Source organism: Flavobacterium sp. (assembly GCF_004211145.1).
GTDB lineage: Bacteria > Bacteroidota > Bacteroidia > Flavobacteriales > Flavobacteriaceae > Flavobacterium.
The window spans coordinates 1-17,420 of record NZ_SEBS01000040.1; the positions used below are offsets into that span (position 1 = coordinate 1).

The following is a 17,420-nucleotide window of genomic DNA, read 5'->3' on the forward strand; positions in this document are numbered from 1 at the left end:
ACCCTGAACCCTGAACCCTGAACCCTGAACCCTGAACCCTGAACCCTGAACCCTGAACCCTGAACCCTGAACCGCGCCCGCGTGAGGGATGCAAGCGGATATCCTTTTTGCCGAAACCAAATGTCCGCTTACCGAAGACGTACAAGGCAAAAAGATAGCAGCGGGCCAGCCCGACGGCGGCGAACGAAATCGTCAGGCGACCCAAAACCCACATGCCGCCGGCACGCCCACATTAAATTTACATCATCTACGCAACCGATTTCGCTTTTCCATATCTTAGAAGAAATCTTTCCTATGAAAATACGACTACTTCTTTGCGCGCTGCTGCCGTTTTTGGTCAGCAGTTGCATTGGGTTCAACTTCGGAGAAGACGACGAACCAAACATTTCACAATCCAATTACACCGCCCAAATCATGGATCGCGCGGTTTTTGAGAGTTCCGTGCAACTTTTACCGCCTATCGACGTCGAGAAATCGGGCAAGATTTACATCATGGATCACCTGATGGTCGTGAACGATGTCAACAAAGGATTCCACATCTATAATTACGCAAATCCGCAACTTCCCACACCAATCGCGTTCCTTCAAATGCCCGGCGCAACTGACGTGGCGATGCGTGGCGACAAAATGTACATAAATCAAGCGGTCGATCTCGTTACGATCCGATACAACAAAGTCGAGAATACGATGGCGATAGAATCCAGAAGCGAGAACGTATTCCCGCAAAAGATCGCGCCCGATTTTAGCTACACGGATCTGAATCCAAATGAAATCATCGTAAACTGGACACTAAATAACTAAGCCATGAAAAAAATAATAGCATTTTGTTTTTGTATCGCGGTTATGTTCGGTTGCTCGTCGGATTCGTCTGAAGGTCTTTCCGAAGGTGCGAAAGACGGCCAAGGCGGTTCACTCGCGATTTTCGCACTCGTCGGCGATTATTTATACACGGTCGATCACGCCAAGATCAACGTTTTTTCACTGATCAATCAAGCGAATCCCGTAAAGGTCAACGATATCGAAGTCGGCTGGGACATTGAAACCTTGTTCGCGCGCGAGGGTTATCTGTACATCGGCTCGCGCGAAGGCATGTATGTCTATTCGATCGCGAATCCTGAAAATCCGCAATATGTGTCGAGCGTGCAACATTTTCGTTCATGCGATCCCGTTGTGGCGAATGCGACGCACAGTTACGTGACGCTACATTCGAACTCGACTTGCGGTGGCGATTTGAACGTTCTGCAAGTGTACGACATGGCCGATATCAACAATCCGATCATGATCCATCAGCGCAATTTGGTGCATCCGAAAGGTTTGGGGTTGTTCAGCGATCATTATTTAATTGTGTGCGACGACCAGATCAAAATTTTCGACATCGTCAATCCGGCTGAGCCTGTACTCGTAAAGTCAATCGACAAAAGTTGTTTCGACGTCATCATCAAAAACAACGTGATGTTTGCGATCGGCGATCAAAGTTTGACACGTTTCCTGTTGAATCCGAACGACATCGGAAACGTGGAAGTGCAGAGTGAAATCGTATTCTAATACATTTTGAGCATAAAAAAAGTCCGGTGTAATTGCCGGACTTTTCTGTTTTATTTGTTTACGATTATCACGATCTTATTGAAATCGGCGGCGGCGTTGATGACCGCGCGATATTCCTCGAACGCAGGCAACGGATATCGGATCACGTTATAGAACTCGGTATTGTTTACCGTAATCACGTTCCCTTTTTGCTCGTAATTGCTCACGAACGCGGCTTCTTCCTTGCCGTTCAATTGCGTCTTGTAACTCATGTTGAACTTCTCGAGATTCTTTACTTTCGCGCCTTCAGGGAGAATGATCTTGATCGTCCGTGTGTACGAATGCGGATAGTCGATCTCGACAGGCATCACGCGTTTGTTCTCCTGATACAATTCCATTTGGCGTCCGATGACTTGCCCGACCGAGAACAAATAATTGTCTCCTGCCTTGCGCACCAAGTCTTTACCGTCGAACGTCACGTTCAATACGAAAGGTTTTTTCCCGATGAATTCCGTCCCGTCGTTTTCGGTTTTGAGTGTCTTGTATTCCGTTTCTACCGTGTAGTTTTTCGCGATTTGCTTGAGCAATTCCTTGTATTGGTCGTCTGAAGCGAAGTCTTTCACGGGTTGGAAATTCATGGCCGAATAACCACCGAACGCGATTTTGTCGGTCACGGTCGGATTCGCGATGTCTTTTGAAAAGTCGACCGTGATTTCCATGACGTCGTGCGTGATGTCGGTTCCCGGAATCTCGATGAATCCGATTTCACCGACGCCCATGTTCACGCCCGAAAATTTCTTGCCCTTGATGAACAAGCCCGTGTTCGATGCCAATCCCGATGGAAACAATGGAATCCGGTATTCGACTTCGGTCGGCGTCAAATATTTCTGTATCGTGGGGAAATACAAGAGAATGTCGTGCAGGTTCTCATAACTCTCGAAATCCTTGTCGAACGGAACTTTCGAACGTTCCGATGTCATAACCAATTGGTTCTCGATTCCCATTTTGTCCAAGACCGCGAAATACAATCTTAAAATGTCCGACTGGTTCGCCTGGCGGCTTTTGATGATGTCGTTGATTCCTTCCTGGCTGTCGATGTATTGGCTGTATGTGATCGTCTTCTTGATTTTATTTTCGACGTTCCAGATCTGATCCTGCGTATTCGATGAAGTCGGGATTTGCTTGATGAAATCATCTATCGCCTTGATTTCCTTTTTGTTGTATTCCGGATGGAAACGCTCGTACAGGTTCGTCGAGAATTCCTTGAAATTGTACATGTTTTTCGCACCGTTGGCGACGTTCGCGTCGAGTTTGTATCGGAACATTTTCACGGCGGCACTCCAGTTTCCGTAGCGTTCATCGTCGTCGAGAGCGGGCACGTTCTCTGACGATACGTTTAGGATTTTCCTCTTGTCGGCCGAAACTTCTTCGATCGTGGCGTCGCCCAAACCGTTGTAACTCTTTGTCTTGAAAACGAGATGATCCGGGTAAATCAACTGGAACGTCGCCTTTGAGATCGGATATTCGTCCTGCATGCGAATCGTGCTCCCATTGAGTTCAGGCGATTCCTGCAACATGTACAACTTCTCGATCACGGCGCCTTTTTCGAGTCCGTTCAGCGCGAAGTAATTGTATTTGATGCCGCGTTCCTCGTCGGTTTCTTCCTTGATATCTTTCGAATCGAGCGAAATCACCTTTCCGTTCTTAAGGATAACGCGCGCCTTTGTCGTCAACACACTTTCGCTCATTCGGAACGGAATATAGATTTTATTGTTTCGTTCGACCGCGTCATCACTGTTGATGAGTACTTTTTCGTGCATCAGGTAATATTGCGTCGCCTGTCCTTTGGCCGACTGGAGTTCGACCTTCGTGTTGCGTTCGAGAATCACTTCCTTCTCGTTCTTGTATTGGTCCGGAATCGCGGCGATTGTCGGCTTTTCTTCCCAATTGTAATTCTTGAATGAAAAGTCCTGAGCCTTCGTTACCGCCGAAACGAACAGCAATGCGATGACGGCGAAGGATTGGATGGATTTGTTTTGCAAAATCATTTTGAAGCGAGGATTAAAGTTTGAGAATAAGCGTCCTTGAGTTGTTTTACGGTGTCGTTCCACAGGTCGAAATCTGCCTTTTGGAGCAACATTTTTTTGAGTTTTATGTTCACGATTAATGAAACTTCAGTCGGTTTCGAGACGTACTTGCAGTCGACCGACAACAAGGAATTGTCGAGCTTGAAATTCGGTGGAAGAAATTTGACCGACGTGTCCTTGGGCAGCTCGAGCGTGAATTCACCTTTGTAGGACGTTAAAAAATCGAATTCGAAAGCCGAAACGCGATCGGGTTCCATCGTGACTTTGTCGAACATCTGGTCGAGGAACAAACTCACATAGATTTCTTTGTCGACGGGAATCGCATAATCGGCGAGGTCGAACGTGTAGTCGACTTTGTACGGCTTGTCTCGGTCGCCGATGTTCGCCTCCTTGAAATCCTTTAAATTGAATTTATTGTTGCCTTTGAGCACGAGGCTTTTGATCAGGTCGAATCGCATTTTTCCCGACGCGTCGCCGATCTGCGACAAATAATGGCTGCGTGAAAATCCCGAATAATCGACGGTCGCCGAGCCCAACAGTTTGTCTTTGTCAAGCGTGAGTCTTATTTTTTCGACGGTTCCGTTATCGTCCGACGCTACGATCGGCACTTCGACGATCTCGTATTGTTCGCCGTTCGAGACGAGCGCTTCCTTACCTTGTATGAAAGATGTCGGAATTCCGAAACGCGTTTCCCTGTCGGTCGCATCCAAAAACGTGTATTTTCCGTTGTCCTTGAAAACCGCGATCATGTGATTGTCCACGGCCGGAGTCGAAAGTTCCTTGTACGAATACGGAATCTCGCGCGTGCCGATCCAACAAACTGAAACGCCTTTGATGCCAGCATAGGCAGACATTGACGAAATCAAGTTCGCCATGTCCTTGCAATCCCCGAATTTACGCTCGTAGACCAAGCTCGCCTCACGCGGGATAAAGCCTTCGTAACCGTTCTCGAACGCGATGTATTTGATGTTGTCCTTTACCCAATAAAAGATTTTCTTGACCTTTTCCTCGTCGTTTGAAGCGCCGGTCGTAATTTCGTTACTGAGCGCTTTTAGGTCGGCGTTCTCGGTCTTGTTCAGGTTTTTGAGGAACGATTTGTAATACGTGTAGAGTTTGTTCGTGTCGTCGAGCACATCGATTTTCGCGCCCGAACTAACGTAATCTTTCACGAAAACATCAATGTGAGGTACAACATGGCGGAACCCCGGATTGTTGCTTTCGAACTTTATCGCTTTCACGTCGGTCAACGTCCACGTGTAGATCCATTTGCCTTTTTTCTCGGTCTTGGCGAACGTGATCGAATTGGTCGGGTCGTTGAAGACGCGGTAACCGATGTTGATGTCTTTGTCGGTGCGGACTTCAAGCGTCGAATTTACCATCGGCAACGAATTTCCAAATACGAAACTTTGCAACAGATACGGATCGACGAATTCGGTCTGCACGTTGTAGACTTTACGCGCGCCTTTTTGCAGGTTCGGGAAAATGAGTTGGCGCTCTTTCACGCCGTCGTGGAAAATCGAGCTCGAGCGCGACAGTTTCTCGTTCGATTGCGTGACCTTGATCTTGCGTTCCTTGCCTTTGTCGCTCACGATAGAGAACGCATCGTACTCGCGCAATTTGACCAATTCCGAATAGGAAAAACTCTCCTGGTTGTTCAAGATCCCGTTCTCGGACAAGATGATCGATTCGTAGTAATTGTCGCGGATGATGCGCAGTTTCTTGTCTTCGATGAAGATATCATACGAACTTTTGTCTGACAGGATCAACTCGTTCGCATCGGTCCATTTCTTTTTGTAATCGTCGACCGACAGCACCTGCGCCTGCATTTTCGCCTGCAGCGCAACTACTCCGACCACGGCAAAAAATGCCGTTTTATTTAACGTCAACCAGTTCATCAGAATCATACATTTTGGTTATTGTGCCTGTGGCGGTGTAAATCTTGCACGGGCCGTGAAGCTCGTCGTTTTTGGAAGTCGCGCTGATCCACGGTTTTCCGTCTTCCTTGAAAAATTCGGCGAGGCCTTCGTCGTCGTTGTATACGAAATTTTCTTTCTTGTAAATTTTGCCGTTCGTGTAATATTCGATCCTCGGTCCGTTCAAAAGTCCCAAATCGTAGTTGGATTCGTGTTCGGGTTTTCCGTCGGCCGAGAAAATCAGGAATTTCTTGTCAAGGATTCCTTTGTTGAAATGCATTTCGATTGCGGTTTTCCCGTTCGGATATTTGGAAACGATGTCGGCCGTGATCGACGTCAACGGCACTTTCTGGGTCAATTTTCCATTCGCGTCAAGCGGAATGTAATATTCAGGCAAGTTGTACGCGTAACTCACGATCAAAATCGGCTCGCCTTTCAAATTGTAATATTTCGCTTCGCCTTCGTTGAGTTCGTCGAATTGGTTGTACTCGTACATCACGTTTTTGTTGTAGAAATAGCGCGTGAGTTTTCCAGTTTCGGTTCCGTGCAGGAATTCGATCGTAATCCTCAGGTTGCCCGCCAGATCGTGGTATTTTCCCAGCCCGATCTGCTCGCCGTTGTCGTAGTTCAATTCGTACAGCAACGCTCCCGTCGGCCCGTTTTTGACGTAGCGTCCGTGCCTGCTTCCGTTCACGTAAACCGTTTCGACATCGAGCTTGCCCGATTTGTCTTTCACGGTGTATTTCCCGTTGAGCACGCCATTCACCATTTCATATTCGTGGACTGCGTGGCCGTTCCTGAAAACCGTTTTGACCTTGCCGGTTTTGTTCGTATAATCGATTTTGTTTTCGCTTTTCCCATCGAGCGTGAACGATTCCATGGCGACCGAGCTGCCGTTGTCGTACGTCGTTTTCATCGATGGCTTGCCGTTTTGCCAGAATGTCTGGTTAGACTGTATTTCACCTTCGTCGTAGAATGATTCCGATGAAAGGCTGCCATCGCCGTAAAAACTGCGCGAAACCCCGTTGCGTTCGCCGCCTTTATAATACGTTACATTGCTGACTTTTCCGTTAGAATGCGATTCGTAAACGCCTGAAATCGTGTCTTTCACGTAATTGACGATCGATACGAGTCGGCCCGAATTGTTATAACCGTGGTTCAAACCCGATTTGACTCCGCCCGCGAAAATTTCCTTCTCCTTAATCATTCCGTTTTGGTATGAATACGTCCATTCGCCGGTTTTCTTGCCTTTGTCGTATTTTCCTTTAGCGATGCTCACACCGTCGAAATTCTGCAGGTCTTCACCTTTTTTGTTGACGTCGATTTCGATCGGTTTGGCCACTCCGGGTTTGTATTGCAACGCCGTCGTAATCAATCCCGACTTGAACTTTTCCTCGTAATATTTGTCGCCTTTTTGGTTGTAATAGGCGTAACCCTCGACTTCGCCTTTCGCCGTATATTTAGTGTCGAATGACTTTTTGCCGTTTTCGAAGAAACTCGTCCCGCTTTTTGGGAAGCCGTTTTCATATACGACCTGCTCGTCGGGCGAACCGTTCGGATAATACGATTTATAGTAGGATTTGATTTTCCCGTTTTCGTAATCGGCTTCGCTTTTCACGATTTTTCCGTCGAAGTATTCCACGAACTTTCCATTGATCTCGTTTGCCGTGTACGGAATTTCACTTGTGACGGCTCCCGACTCGTTGAAGTATTTCGCGACGCCTTCGTTTTTTCCTTTCACGTAAGTGAAGTCGCTTTTCTTGGCGCCGTTCTCGTACAGGCAAACCATGTTGCCGTCGCGCTCGTCGTCGGTGAAATTGACCTCGCACGATTTTCCGCCGTTGATGAAATACGAAGAACTCAGCCCTTGGAGTTTTCCGTTCCTGTAATTCTCTACGAGTTTGAGGTTTCCGTTTTTGTAATACGTGGTGCGTTTTCCGTCAAGTTGGCCTTTGGAAAAGCTCTTTTCTTCATACAATTTCCCTTTTCGGTCATAATATTTTTGAAGGCCGTCGAGTTCGTCATGAACGAAATTGAGTTCGGCTGCGAGCGTATTGTCAGAGTAGACTGCCTTGAATTTGCCTTCGCGTTTGCCGTCTAACTTCGTGCCGATAAGCGAAGGACTTCCGTTGTCGTCCAAGAAAATCGTGACGTCCTGTTCCTTGCCGAAGAAATCGAGTTTCCGCTTGGCGAACAGTGGCCAAAATCCGTTGTAGATGAAATCGTCGCGGAACGACAGTATTTTCTTCTTTTGTGAAGTAAGTTTCTTGCCGAGTTTTTCCTCCATGCTCAGCAAAATATAATACGACATGCCTTCGAATTGGTTCTTGCGCGAAAGTTCGGCGAGATACGGAATGTACATCGTCTCAAAGAAACCGTCGCCCATTTTATGTTCGGGCGCGTATTCGACGATCGCCTGGACTTGCCTGATGATGATGTCGGTGAATTCCGACTTCACTTTGAAAGCGCTTCTCAACGCGAGCTGATTGCGCAGGATTTCATCGATTTCCGAGAAATTGTCCCCGCTTTTCGACAACACCAAGTTGCTCTTCTCGAGGTAATTTTCCCCGAATTTCGCATTTAGTTTTATGATGCATTGCTCGGCTCCGGGGCCGTTCGGATTCAAGATCAAATACGTGAGCAATCCCATCGCGCCCTCGGTGACATGGCCTTCTTCAAGCGCGACCGATCCCAACAGGTAATGTGAACCTGAATGGTTCGGATTCAACGTGATCGATTTTTTCAGCAGGTCGATGGCTTTCTGGCGTTGTTCTTTCCGAAGATATAACAAGGCCAAGTTGTACAACATCGGGCCCGAATCGGGAGAGAGTTTCTGGCCTTCGAGCAACATGATTTCGCTCTTGTCGTATTCTTTTGCGTCGCTCAGGAAGGTTCCGTACGCCATGAAAAAATCGGCCCGGTCCTTCATCAGACCTTCGTTGTAGGCTTTCTCGTAGATTTCGCGCGATTTCTCGGGCTGTTCCATCGCTTTGTACGTGAGCGCTTTCTCGTATTGGGCGGTGACGTAGTTCGGATCGATCGGATCTATCTTGTCGAATTCTTTTAACGCTGCCTCATATTTTCCTTCGTCGTGGAGTTTCGTGCCGCTTGCGATTATCGCGTCGGGATCATAAACGAAGCCATAGTCCGTTTGGGCAAAACCCGACAGACCGAGTCCCAAAAACAGGACGCAAATAAAATTTTTCATTGATGGTGTTTGATTTCTCCAAATATAATTTTTTTGAGAAACCATAGGTGTTAAAATGCGAATTTTTCTTACGCGACATCGTTGATGAAGTCGCTGAATTCGTGGAAGAAAAGTTCGAAAGCGTTCATCTGTTCGTTGAAGAAATCGAAAATATCGTCCCAGGTCGCTTTGTTGTTGATGCTGATGCCCGTTTTTTCGACCCAGATCTTGCTGATGGTTTTGTTTTCAAGGTAAAAATCTTTTTCGAAAATCGCATCGGGAACGTGTTCTTCGAGCAATATCGAACGCAACGACAACATTTTATCGTAATAAGCGTATCGTTTTTCGTCGTCGCGATTTTCGATGGCGATCATGACTTCGGCTTTTTTGTTGTCGGCGTGGAACTTAAGCGTGAAGTCTTTGATCTTGGTATCGTACAGCAACCACTTCCGCGGGTATTTTTCGGCGAAGGCGATCCAGAATTCTCGTTTGATGCGTTGGGATTCTTCTTTGCTGAACATTGTTTGCTATTTGTATTTTGGTTAACTTAGTTTGAATTTGCCACGAAGGCGCGATGACACGAAATTCGCATGCCGGCAAAAACCGATATCTAAACGCGTCGTGTTTTTTAAAATCCAATGGACTTTACCGAATTCTTACATCTGCTGCCAAAAATACAAAACGAAACGCTTCCGGGCGAGTCTGCTCATGCCAAAATGTTTCCGCCCGAACGCCAACAACTCATGCAAAACCTCGATTGGGACAACCTCAATGCGCGAAGTGCCGCGGTCATGTTGCTGCTTTACCCGCGGAACGAAAAGACGAATTTCGTGTTGATCCTGCGCAATGCGTACAAAGGCGTGCATTCATCCCAGGTCGCGTTCCCTGGCGGAAAGCGCGAAGCCGAAGATGCGTCGTACGCTGAAACCGCTTTGAGGGAAACGTTCGAGGAAGTCGGGATCCGACCCGATCAGATCAGCGTCGTGCGTGAATTGTCGCGCATTTATATTCCGCCGAGCAATTTTATCGTATATCCGTTTTTGGGCTATTCCGAACAAGAATTGATCTTTACGCCTGATCCACGCGAAGTTGCGGGCATCATCGAAGTTTCAGTCGATGATTTCCTCGATGACGCGACCGTAGTCGGGATGACACGCGACACATCATACGCGACCGAGATAAACGTGCCCGGTTTCAAAATCGGCGAACATGTCGTCTGGGGCGCTACCGCGATGATCCTCAGCGAGTTCAAGGAAGTTGTAAAAACACTCGCGAAACGTTGAAGTTTTTGTAAATTCGCAGCTTACTCTACGCCATGGGCCTGTTTAAACGAAATCCTTTCGGACATATACTTTTCCTGAAACGCTGGATGATCCTGATATTCGGGATGTTCACGCACAGGCGCTATCATGGCTTTAACCAGCTCAAGATCGACGGGTCGGAAATCATTCCTACGTTGCCCGACCGAAACGTGCTGTTCATCTCAAACCACCAAACGTATTTCGCCGATGTCGTCGCGATGTTTCACGTGTTCAACGCGAGTCTTCACGGCCGACAGGACACGATCAAGAACATGGGCTATTTGTGGGATCCGAAACTTAATATCTATTACGTCGCGGCCAAGGAAACCATTTCTGAAGGAATTTTGCCAAGAATAATGGCCTACGCGGGAGCGATTCCCGTGCAAAGAACCTGGCGCGCCAACGGGCAGGACGTGAAACGGGAGTTCAATCCCGCCGATACTGAAAACATTAAGATCGCGCTCGAAGACGGCTGGGTAATCACGTTCCCGCAAGGCACGACGCGTTCGTTCAAACCTGTTCGCAAAGGAACGGCTCACATCATAAAACAATACAAACCTATCGTGGTTCCAATCGTGATCGACGGATTCAGGCGTTCGTTCGACCGCAAAGGCCTTCGCATGAAAAAGAAGGGAATTTTGCAATCGTTCATCATCAAGGAACCTTTGGAAATCGACTACGAGAACGAAACCATCGAACAGATCGTCGAGAAAATCGAATGGGCGATCGAGCAACATCCTTCGTTGCTTAAAGTCATTCCGGCTGAGGAACGCGCCATTGAGGAAGAGTTGAATAAGAAGCGGGAGTGGCGGTATTAGAGTGCCTGAGAACCTGAGTGCCTGAGTGCCTGAGTCGCTTTAGGTAAAATTTACTTTGGGAGTTTCAGATGATGTTTTTTCATCACATATTCCTCAATTTTTTCATTGTACGTTTCGAGACAACCGGAGAGCATATCGCCTCGAAAATAGACTTCAATATTTAGATCATCGAATTGTTTTGACTGCTTTGGCGTCGCGTAGTTTCCGATGCGAAAATATTTGAGGTTGGCCGACGCGGAATCTTTGCTGAAAGCTGCTTCAATTTCGTTACATGAAAGCGATTCGTAATACGCGAATGTCTTGTTCCGATTCGAGATTCGGAACTGTCGGAACTGAACATAAGAATTCACGCCCAAATTTATCCCAAGTAAAATAAAAGCCGCGTACGTGAAGATCGCATGTCGAAGCTTGAGGCCGCGTGGCAGGAAAAAGAAAACAATCGCAACCGCCAAAGTTCCGATTAATACTCCCGACTCATCGGGCGGATATTCACTCGTAGTTTTTAGGACTGTCACAACCGTAAAACCCGACGACAGGATCAGCAGGAGAATTAGGTGGAATTTCCATTTTGGGTACATGGTTCGAGGTTTGGGGTTCAAGGTTCAGGGTTCAGGGTTCAGGGTTCGAACCGTTGTCCGAACTTTGGTCTTTCCAAAAAAAACGAAAATGTCCTAGCTACCGAAAAGCCAAATCTCAAATCTCAAATCTCCGATCTCAAATCTAAACTCACCTAACCGCTTCAACCTTAAATCCTTTTTTTCGAAGCAATCTAATCACCCCATTTTCTCCCGCCAAATGCGCCGCGCCGACGCCAAAGAATGTCGGTTTTTGCTTCGCGATGCTTTCTATTTTGGGGATCCAGTTCTTGTTTCTCTTTACGAGCAATTCGTCTTCGTATTTCGATGTCGTGACGTTGTCGGATTCGCGCGCGGCTTTGAGCATGCCTTCTATATCTTGTTTCGCGTACAATTCCGTAAGCAAGGCCGTTTCTTTTTGGTCGTTCGCCAAATCGCTTTTCGCCGATTTCACGAGTTCGGCCATTTGTTCTTCGTACGGAACCGCGTCGAGCGTCGCCATCTGGTCGGCCAACGTCTCGAGCCCGAGAACTTCTTCTTTTTGTTCGGTGCTGATGTTCATGAGTTCACTCTCGACCGATTGCAACGTACAGTCGAGCATTTTCGTAAGGAACATCATCGACACGAAAATCGGTTTCACGGTATTCATCGCCTCGAGCGGGAATCCGAGGTTCTTGATCAGGAAGTCGTTCACGATCTTAATGTCTTCAGGACTTGCGAGGTCGGTCATTTTTTTGCCGTCGGTCATCATCATGCCGCTCATCATGCCTTGCTGGAGCGTCGGGTCGTCCATGTCCATTTCAAGATACAGTTGCTGGGTCGCGTCCATTGCAGGTTTCACGCCGGGTTTGAGTGTCGCGTCGCACGTAATGTGGATCGTTCCGTATAAATACGAAGGTTGTTTTAGGCCGTTGCCCGAAATTTTCCACAACAATGATTTCTCCAAAGGTTGCGCGCCAACCACTCCGAATGCCAACATGGCCATCGCTAAAAAGCACTTCTTCATAAGTCAATTTTTTTGAGCTCCTTGTAATTTGCGAGGAGTTTGCGCAACAATATTCCGTAAATCAATCGATAAAACAACCATGCGAGGCCTGAAAAAATAACGATGCACAGCGCGAGCAACCCGATTATGATCGCCAGGGCCGCGTTATCCTGCGCGATTCCTTTGCGAAGTTCTTCAGCATCGGGGTTGCACAAAAATGCGATGATGAACCCGACGATCAGACTCAAGACGATCATCGACAAATTGTACCACACGTAATAATTCACGGTTTTGCGCGTCCGGATGATGTCGTCCATTAAAATTTTCGTCGAAGCCGTCGTGGAAATCCGGATGTAATTTCGATAGAACAAATAAATGAACACGAGGATCACACCGTAATTCACGAAATTGAAAATCGTGAAATAGCGCACGAGATCCTCGTGTCCTGACGCGATCAGGTATTCGTCGGTGCTGCTCCACGAGCTCACGACCGTCCATAAAAGCACTTCGAGAATGCTAATGATCAAGATCCACTTCACGATTGAAGATGATTTCTTGTGCAACATCACGTATATTTCCTTCTCCGTCACCTGGTTGTACGCATTTTCGTTGCGTTTCCAGTCTTTCTTCAGCAAATCCAGCTCGTCCATAACTACGGATTTAATATTTTTTTCAATTTTCCTTTTATGCGGTTCATCTTCACGCGCGCATTCACCTCGCTGATACCGAGGGTTTCTGAAATCTCCGCATAATCCTTGTCCTCGAGATACATGAACACCAACGCCTTTTCGATATCGTTGAGTTGATACACGGCCTGGTACATGAGCTTGATCTGTTCCTCTTCCTCGTAGTTGTAGTCTTCCTGCCTGATAAAATGGCGGGCGCTGTCGTACTCGGTCGTCGCGACTGACCGTGTGCTTTTCCGATACAATGTAATGGCAGTATTGAGCGCCACGCGATACGCCCATGTAGAAAACTTGGCATCCCCGCGGAATTTTGGGAACGCCTTCCATAACTGAATCGTGATTTCCTGGAACAAATCCTTGTGCGCATCCTCGCCCGAGGTGTACAGCCTGCAGATCTTGTGGATAATGTTCTGGTTCTCGCGCAATTGTTTTACGAACGATTGCTCTAAAGATTCACTCATGATGCGTTAGTGGCGTGAGGTTGGATTTTGTTACATGTGCAAGGTGCAAAGTACAGTGTGCAAAGTATATAATTTTTTGGCCGCCTGCAAGCACCGCGTTTTCTGCTGCAATCTTTCTTAAAAAACGTGGATTTGCTGCGGCTTGGTCGAGCTTCCTTTGGTCGCTGCCCAAATCGCGCAAACCCCAACATTTTTTTTCTAAAGGATTTCCGCTGCAACCGCTGGCGGGGATTCCGGGCTGCCGTTGGCGGAAGATTTTTTTGACGAAAGACGAACGACCAATGACAAAGGACTTGGCGTTTCAATTAAAAAAAGAAATAGTAATTCCCATAAAATTTGCAAAAGTCTTTCATGCGTAATTTGAAAGACCTAACTTTAATTCAATCGAGAGCGTCCGTTAGTCTTTAGTCCTTCGTCTTTCGTCTTTCGTCATTCGTCACTCGTCATTCGTCATTCATCATTCATCTTTCGTCATTCGTCATTCGTCGCACATGAACATCCCACAATCATCCCTTCCGCGCATCGCGATCATCGGCGCCGGTTTCGCCGGAATCGCGCTCTCACGTAAACTGCGCGACCAAAAATGCCAGGTCGTGCTGATCGACAAGCACAACTATCACAATTTCCAGCCGCTGTTGTACCAGGTTGCCACGGGCGGTTTGGAAGCCGGATCGATCGCGTATCCGGTCAGGAAGATCATCCACGATTACAAGGATTATTATTTCAGGATGGCGCGCGTCTCTGAGATTGACACCAAGAACAATTGCATCCAGTCGGACATCGGGAGTTTGACCTACGATTATCTGGTGATCGCCACGGGTTCCAAAACGAATTTCTTCGGCAACAAGGAAATCGAGCGCAATTCGATGCAGATGAAAACCATTTCCCAATCGCTCAACATCCGCAGTTTGATTCTCGAGAATTTCGAGCAGGCAGTTTTGACGAAAGATCCCGCCGAGCGCGCGTTTCTCATGAATTTCTCTCTCGTTGGCGGCGGCCCGACCGGAGTCGAACTTGCAGGCGCGCTTGCCGAAATGAAAAAAGCGATCCTCCAACGCGACTATCCCGATCTCGACATCTCAAAAATGCAGATCAATTTGATTCAATCGGGTGACAGGATCTTGAACACGATGAGCGAAAAATCGTCCCAACACGCTGAGGAATTCCTCACCAAACTCGGCGTGACCTTACTCAAAAACGTGCGCGTCACGGGTTATGACGGGCGCACGATCACGACGAATTCGAACCTTTCGATCGAGTCGGCTACCGTAATCTGGACGGCAGGCGTAATGGGCGCGATGGTGAATGGGCTGCCGCTTTCGTCGGTCGATGACAAGGCGAAACGCGTTCGCGTGAACGAATATGGGCAAGTCGTCGGGTGCGATAATATTTTTGCGATCGGAGACATCGCGCAAATGGAAACCACCGAATTTCCGTTCGGGCATCCGCAAATGGCGCAACCCGCGATCCAGCAGGGAAAACACATCGGAGACAACCTGATCCGCGTCTTATCGGGAACGACGATGTCGGCATTCGAATATTTCGACAAGGGTTCGATGGCCACGATCGGGCGCAACAAAGCCGTCGTCGATTTGCCGAAAGGACATTTCAGTGGGTTTTTCGCCTGGTTCGTCTGGATGTTCGTGCATTTGTTCTCGCTCATCGGATTCCGGAACAAAATGGTCGTATTCCTCAACTGGGTCTACAATTATGTGAGGTTCGACCGCGAGGGACGGCTTATCGTGCGTCCGTATAAAAAGAAGCATTTCGTATCGTTTACGAGCGACGAAGTTTAGGTTGCGCTATGTCTCAGTCGTTGACGTAAGGTTTGAGCAATTCGGTCCATAAAAGATAGGCCTCGCCGGTGAGATGCACGCCGTCGACTGAAAATTTAGGGTTGAGTTCGCCGTCGGTTACGAAAGAATCGTGGAAATCGAGAAACGTGATGTCGTGCAGGCTTGAATATTCTTTTAGATGTTGGTTGATAAATTTGATGTCGGCGTTTAATTTCGGGCTGCAATATTCGGCCATGGTCTTGCTTTTGTTGGCGACTGGAAAAATGCTTTGCACGAATAATCTCGTCGAACCACATTCCGTTTGCAACCGCTCAAGTAATTTTTCGTAGTTTTTTATAACGGTATCTTTTGGCGCGCCTCTACCCAAATCGTTGATGCCGATCTCAATAAAAATCTTTTTGGGACAGGATTCCGTTATAGGGGAAAGTCGTTTAATTACGGCGGGAATCACATCGCCATTGATTCCCCTGTTTCGAATATTCAGATTTTTGAACAATTCGGCGAGTTCGAAATGCTGCGTCAGGCTGTTGCCGAGAAATACGATCGTGTTTTTGTCTTTCGGTAAAACTTCAAAAAGTTGATTCCTTTTCAACCAGTAAGTTGTCGTCGTGTCTGATTTTTTTTCAATGGTCTCGATCGAAGCATTGTATTTTACGTACAGCTTTTTAGCGAAGAAGATTGCCGCGAAAAGGTTCAGGCTTAAAGACGCGATCAGTAGGAATTTGAGGTGTTTCAAACGTAGGATAACTATTGTGTTTTCCAAAAGTAATGTCGGCGAAAGTGCCTATTTTACGGTTTGCCGTAATCACTTGAGTTTCTGCAAGTTTTTTTTCGAACTGATGGAGCTGTTGATAATTGTGCAACTTGTTTCCAAATCCATATAAGTATTCAACGTTCGTGAAGCAGTAACTTTTCCCAACAAAAAAAAGATATGTCAATCACCGAATTCCTTTACCGTTTTATTTTATTGATCGTCACGACGTTACTGTTGTATTATTTCTCAAACAGGAACAGGCACGAAACGATGAACCCGTTGCTCATGCTCGTGCCATTGGGAACATTTTCCCTTTGTTATCTGTTCACGAAAGTCGAAATGGGTTTGGGAATCGGGTTCGGATTGTTCGCCATATTTTCGATTTTGCGCTTCAGGACGCGCGCATTCAACGTGAACGTGATCATCTTTTTATTCAGCACGATCACGCTTTCGATAATGGATGTGATGTATCCGTCGGACGAGTACGATGTGTTGTGCATCCTGCAAATTTCAATCGTAGTCGTGTACTTTATCTCGACACTGCGCGTCGTCCGATACAACAACACCATCGATCTGAAACTCGAATATACCGATGCCGATTCGGTGTCCGAGAAAGCGATACACGACAAAATTTGCGAGAAGATGACGATCCAAAGATTCGCCTTCAAGATTGAAAAAATAGACGTCGTCGACAACAAGATCAGCGTGAAAGTCTATTATTGATCCTAATCTATCCCAAATAAAAAACGACAGGCGATTGACCTGTCGTTTTTTTTATCGTCCTGAAAATCCGCTACGGCATACTCGGGTTTGAAGGCGTCGTGCTCGGTTGCGTATTTCCCGATGCCTTGTTGCTTCCGCCATTCGTTGGCGAAGTCGTGGTCGTCGTTCCCGCTCCCGCAGGAGTTCCCGCCGGATTGTTCGTGGTTCCCGGCTGTGGCGTCGTGGTAGGTCGCGTGTAACTTCCGTTATTTGGAGGAGTTGGAGGCGTTGTCGTATTTGGTGTCGCGGTCGTCGGTGCTACTGTTCCGGGCGCGGTCTTCTTTTGGTCGGCACGCGCTTTCGTGATTTTAGAGGTCTTGTTTCTTTGGGTCGTGGTCGTATCGGTTTGTGCCGAGGCTATGGAAAAGCAGCATATTGCAGCCATGGCGAAGATCAGATTTTTCATGATTTCAATTTTTAGAGTTATGTTAAAGGTCTGATTTATAACTCTAAGTCCGTTACAGGGTTCGTATGTAGTGTTGGATGATTTGTCTAAGTTGTCCGACAAAAAAAGCCTCCGTTTGGAAGGCTTTCTAAAAAATTCAACGCTACCAATCTTGTGACAGCGCAT

At 47.2% G+C, this 17,420-nt stretch carries 16 protein-coding genes; 6 read left to right on the forward strand and 10 right to left on the reverse strand.

Annotated features, from left to right (window positions below):
• The first annotated feature begins 294 nt into the window (after window positions 1-294).
• Complete coding sequence (locus tag EOO50_RS14850; RefSeq protein ID WP_290841069.1) at window positions 295-801, forward strand: hypothetical protein; 507 nt, start codon at window positions 295-297, stop codon at window positions 799-801.
• 3 nt (window positions 802-804) lie between these two features.
• A complete protein-coding gene (locus EOO50_RS14855; protein WP_290841070.1) occupies window positions 805-1,545 on the forward strand; it encodes a hypothetical protein in 741 nt (246 codons plus the stop codon).
• A gap of 50 nt (window positions 1,546-1,595) precedes the next feature.
• Here the strand turns inward: EOO50_RS14855 and EOO50_RS14860 are convergent, their stop codons facing one another.
• The 4 genes from EOO50_RS14860 to EOO50_RS14875 all read right to left on the reverse strand — a co-directional run bounded on the left by EOO50_RS14860 (window position 1,596) and on the right by EOO50_RS14875 (window position 9,232).
• Window positions 1,596-3,572, reverse strand: a complete 1,977-nt coding sequence (locus EOO50_RS14860; protein ID WP_290841071.1) for a DUF3857 domain-containing protein — start codon at window positions 3,570-3,572, stop codon at window positions 1,596-1,598.
• Window positions 3,569-5,506 carry a DUF3857 domain-containing protein gene (locus EOO50_RS14865; protein ID WP_290841072.1) on the reverse strand — a complete coding sequence of 646 codons (1,938 nt, stop codon included), beginning with the start codon at window positions 5,504-5,506 and terminating at the stop codon, window positions 3,569-3,571. The genes EOO50_RS14860 and EOO50_RS14865 overlap by 4 nt, the downstream gene beginning before the upstream one ends.
• Window positions 5,484-8,732, reverse strand: a complete 3,249-nt coding sequence (locus EOO50_RS14870) for a hypothetical protein (protein ID WP_290841073.1) — start codon at window positions 8,730-8,732, stop codon at window positions 5,484-5,486. Before EOO50_RS14870 ends, EOO50_RS14865 begins: the two co-directional genes overlap by 23 nt.
• Before the next feature lie 68 nt (window positions 8,733-8,800).
• Window positions 8,801-9,232 (reverse strand): DUF4268 domain-containing protein, encoded by a 432-nt coding sequence (locus EOO50_RS14875; protein ID WP_290841074.1) that lies wholly within the window; start codon window positions 9,230-9,232, stop codon window positions 8,801-8,803.
• 117 nt (window positions 9,233-9,349) lie between these two features.
• Between EOO50_RS14875 and EOO50_RS14880 the strand changes: the two genes are divergently transcribed.
• Both EOO50_RS14880 and EOO50_RS14885 read left to right on the forward strand, forming a co-directional pair.
• On the forward strand, window positions 9,350-9,994 hold the full coding sequence (locus tag EOO50_RS14880) for a CoA pyrophosphatase (protein ID WP_290841075.1): 645 nt from the start codon (window positions 9,350-9,352) through the stop codon (window positions 9,992-9,994).
• A gap of 32 nt (window positions 9,995-10,026) precedes the next feature.
• Entirely contained in the window at window positions 10,027-10,830 is an 804-nt protein-coding gene (locus EOO50_RS14885) for a lysophospholipid acyltransferase family protein (protein WP_290841076.1), read from the forward strand.
• A 50-nt stretch (window positions 10,831-10,880) separates the two neighbouring features.
• On the opposite strand, the gene EOO50_RS14890 is transcribed toward EOO50_RS14885, so the two are convergent.
• The 4 genes from EOO50_RS14890 to EOO50_RS14905 all read right to left on the reverse strand — a co-directional run bounded on the left by EOO50_RS14890 (window position 10,881) and on the right by EOO50_RS14905 (window position 13,537).
• Window positions 10,881-11,408, reverse strand: a complete 528-nt coding sequence (locus EOO50_RS14890) for a hypothetical protein (protein WP_290841077.1) — start codon at window positions 11,406-11,408, stop codon at window positions 10,881-10,883.
• 148 nt (window positions 11,409-11,556) lie between these two features.
• A complete protein-coding gene (locus EOO50_RS14895) occupies window positions 11,557-12,411 on the reverse strand; it encodes a TraB/GumN family protein (RefSeq protein WP_290841078.1) in 855 nt (284 codons plus the stop codon).
• On the reverse strand, window positions 12,408-13,040 hold the full coding sequence (locus tag EOO50_RS14900) for a hypothetical protein (protein WP_290841079.1): 633 nt from the start codon (window positions 13,038-13,040) through the stop codon (window positions 12,408-12,410). The genes EOO50_RS14895 and EOO50_RS14900 overlap by 4 nt, the downstream gene beginning before the upstream one ends.
• A gap of 2 nt (window positions 13,041-13,042) precedes the next feature.
• Window positions 13,043-13,537 (reverse strand): sigma-70 family RNA polymerase sigma factor, encoded by a 495-nt coding sequence (locus EOO50_RS14905; protein ID WP_290841080.1) that lies wholly within the window; start codon window positions 13,535-13,537, stop codon window positions 13,043-13,045.
• Window positions 13,538-14,028: 491 nt separating this feature from the next.
• On the opposite strand from EOO50_RS14905, the gene EOO50_RS14910 reads away from it, so the two are divergent.
• A complete protein-coding gene (locus tag EOO50_RS14910) occupies window positions 14,029-15,333 on the forward strand; it encodes an NAD(P)/FAD-dependent oxidoreductase (protein WP_290841081.1) in 1,305 nt (434 codons plus the stop codon).
• A 13-nt stretch (window positions 15,334-15,346) separates the two neighbouring features.
• Here the strand turns inward: EOO50_RS14910 and EOO50_RS14915 are convergent, their stop codons facing one another.
• Window positions 15,347-16,069: a GDSL-type esterase/lipase family protein gene (locus tag EOO50_RS14915; protein WP_290841082.1), complete on the reverse strand. Its 723-nt coding sequence runs from the start codon at window positions 16,067-16,069 to the stop codon at window positions 15,347-15,349.
• 195 nt (window positions 16,070-16,264) lie between these two features.
• On the opposite strand from EOO50_RS14915, the gene EOO50_RS14920 reads away from it, so the two are divergent.
• Window positions 16,265-16,810, forward strand: a complete 546-nt coding sequence (locus EOO50_RS14920; protein WP_290841083.1) for a DUF4956 domain-containing protein — start codon at window positions 16,265-16,267, stop codon at window positions 16,808-16,810.
• A gap of 70 nt (window positions 16,811-16,880) precedes the next feature.
• Here EOO50_RS14920 and EOO50_RS14925 read toward each other — a convergent pair whose 3' ends face one another.
• The gene (locus tag EOO50_RS14925; RefSeq protein ID WP_290841084.1) at window positions 16,881-17,255 is read right to left on the reverse strand and encodes a hypothetical protein; all 375 of its coding nucleotides are present in this window, start codon (window positions 17,253-17,255) and stop codon (window positions 16,881-16,883) included.
• Between the last annotated feature and the right edge of the window lie 165 nt (window positions 17,256-17,420).

Bases quoted from the DNA above. Each gene is read 5' to 3' on its own strand.
- EOO50_RS14920 (WP_290841083.1), top strand. From the start codon at position 16,265: ATGTCAATCACCGAATTCCTTTACCGTTTTATTTTATTGATCGTCACG.
- EOO50_RS14855 (WP_290841070.1), top strand. From the start codon at position 805: ATGAAAAAAATAATAGCATTTTGTTTTTGTATCGCGGTTATGTTCGGT.
- EOO50_RS14880 (WP_290841075.1), top strand. From the start codon at position 9,350: ATGGACTTTACCGAATTCTTACATCTGCTGCCAAAAATACAAAACGAA.
- EOO50_RS14910 (WP_290841081.1), top strand. From the start codon at position 14,029: ATGAACATCCCACAATCATCCCTTCCGCGCATCGCGATCATCGGCGCC.
- EOO50_RS14905 (WP_290841080.1), bottom strand. From the start codon at position 13,537: ATGAGTGAATCTTTAGAGCAATCGTTCGTAAAACAATTGCGCGAGAAC.
- EOO50_RS14925 (WP_290841084.1), bottom strand. From the start codon at position 17,255: ATGAAAAATCTGATCTTCGCCATGGCTGCAATATGCTGCTTTTCCATA.
- EOO50_RS14870 (WP_290841073.1), bottom strand. From the start codon at position 8,732: ATGAAAAATTTTATTTGCGTCCTGTTTTTGGGACTCGGTCTGTCGGGT.
- EOO50_RS14885 (WP_290841076.1), top strand. From the start codon at position 10,027: ATGGGCCTGTTTAAACGAAATCCTTTCGGACATATACTTTTCCTGAAA.
- EOO50_RS14850 (WP_290841069.1), top strand. From the start codon at position 295: ATGAAAATACGACTACTTCTTTGCGCGCTGCTGCCGTTTTTGGTCAGC.
- EOO50_RS14860 (WP_290841071.1), bottom strand. From the start codon at position 3,572: ATGATTTTGCAAAACAAATCCATCCAATCCTTCGCCGTCATCGCATTG.
- EOO50_RS14900 (WP_290841079.1), bottom strand. From the start codon at position 13,040: ATGGACGAGCTGGATTTGCTGAAGAAAGACTGGAAACGCAACGAAAAT.
- EOO50_RS14890 (WP_290841077.1), bottom strand. From the start codon at position 11,408: ATGTACCCAAAATGGAAATTCCACCTAATTCTCCTGCTGATCCTGTCG.
- EOO50_RS14875 (WP_290841074.1), bottom strand. From the start codon at position 9,232: ATGTTCAGCAAAGAAGAATCCCAACGCATCAAACGAGAATTCTGGATC.
- EOO50_RS14865 (WP_290841072.1), bottom strand. From the start codon at position 5,506: ATGAACTGGTTGACGTTAAATAAAACGGCATTTTTTGCCGTGGTCGGA.
- EOO50_RS14895 (WP_290841078.1), bottom strand. From the start codon at position 12,411: ATGAAGAAGTGCTTTTTAGCGATGGCCATGTTGGCATTCGGAGTGGTT.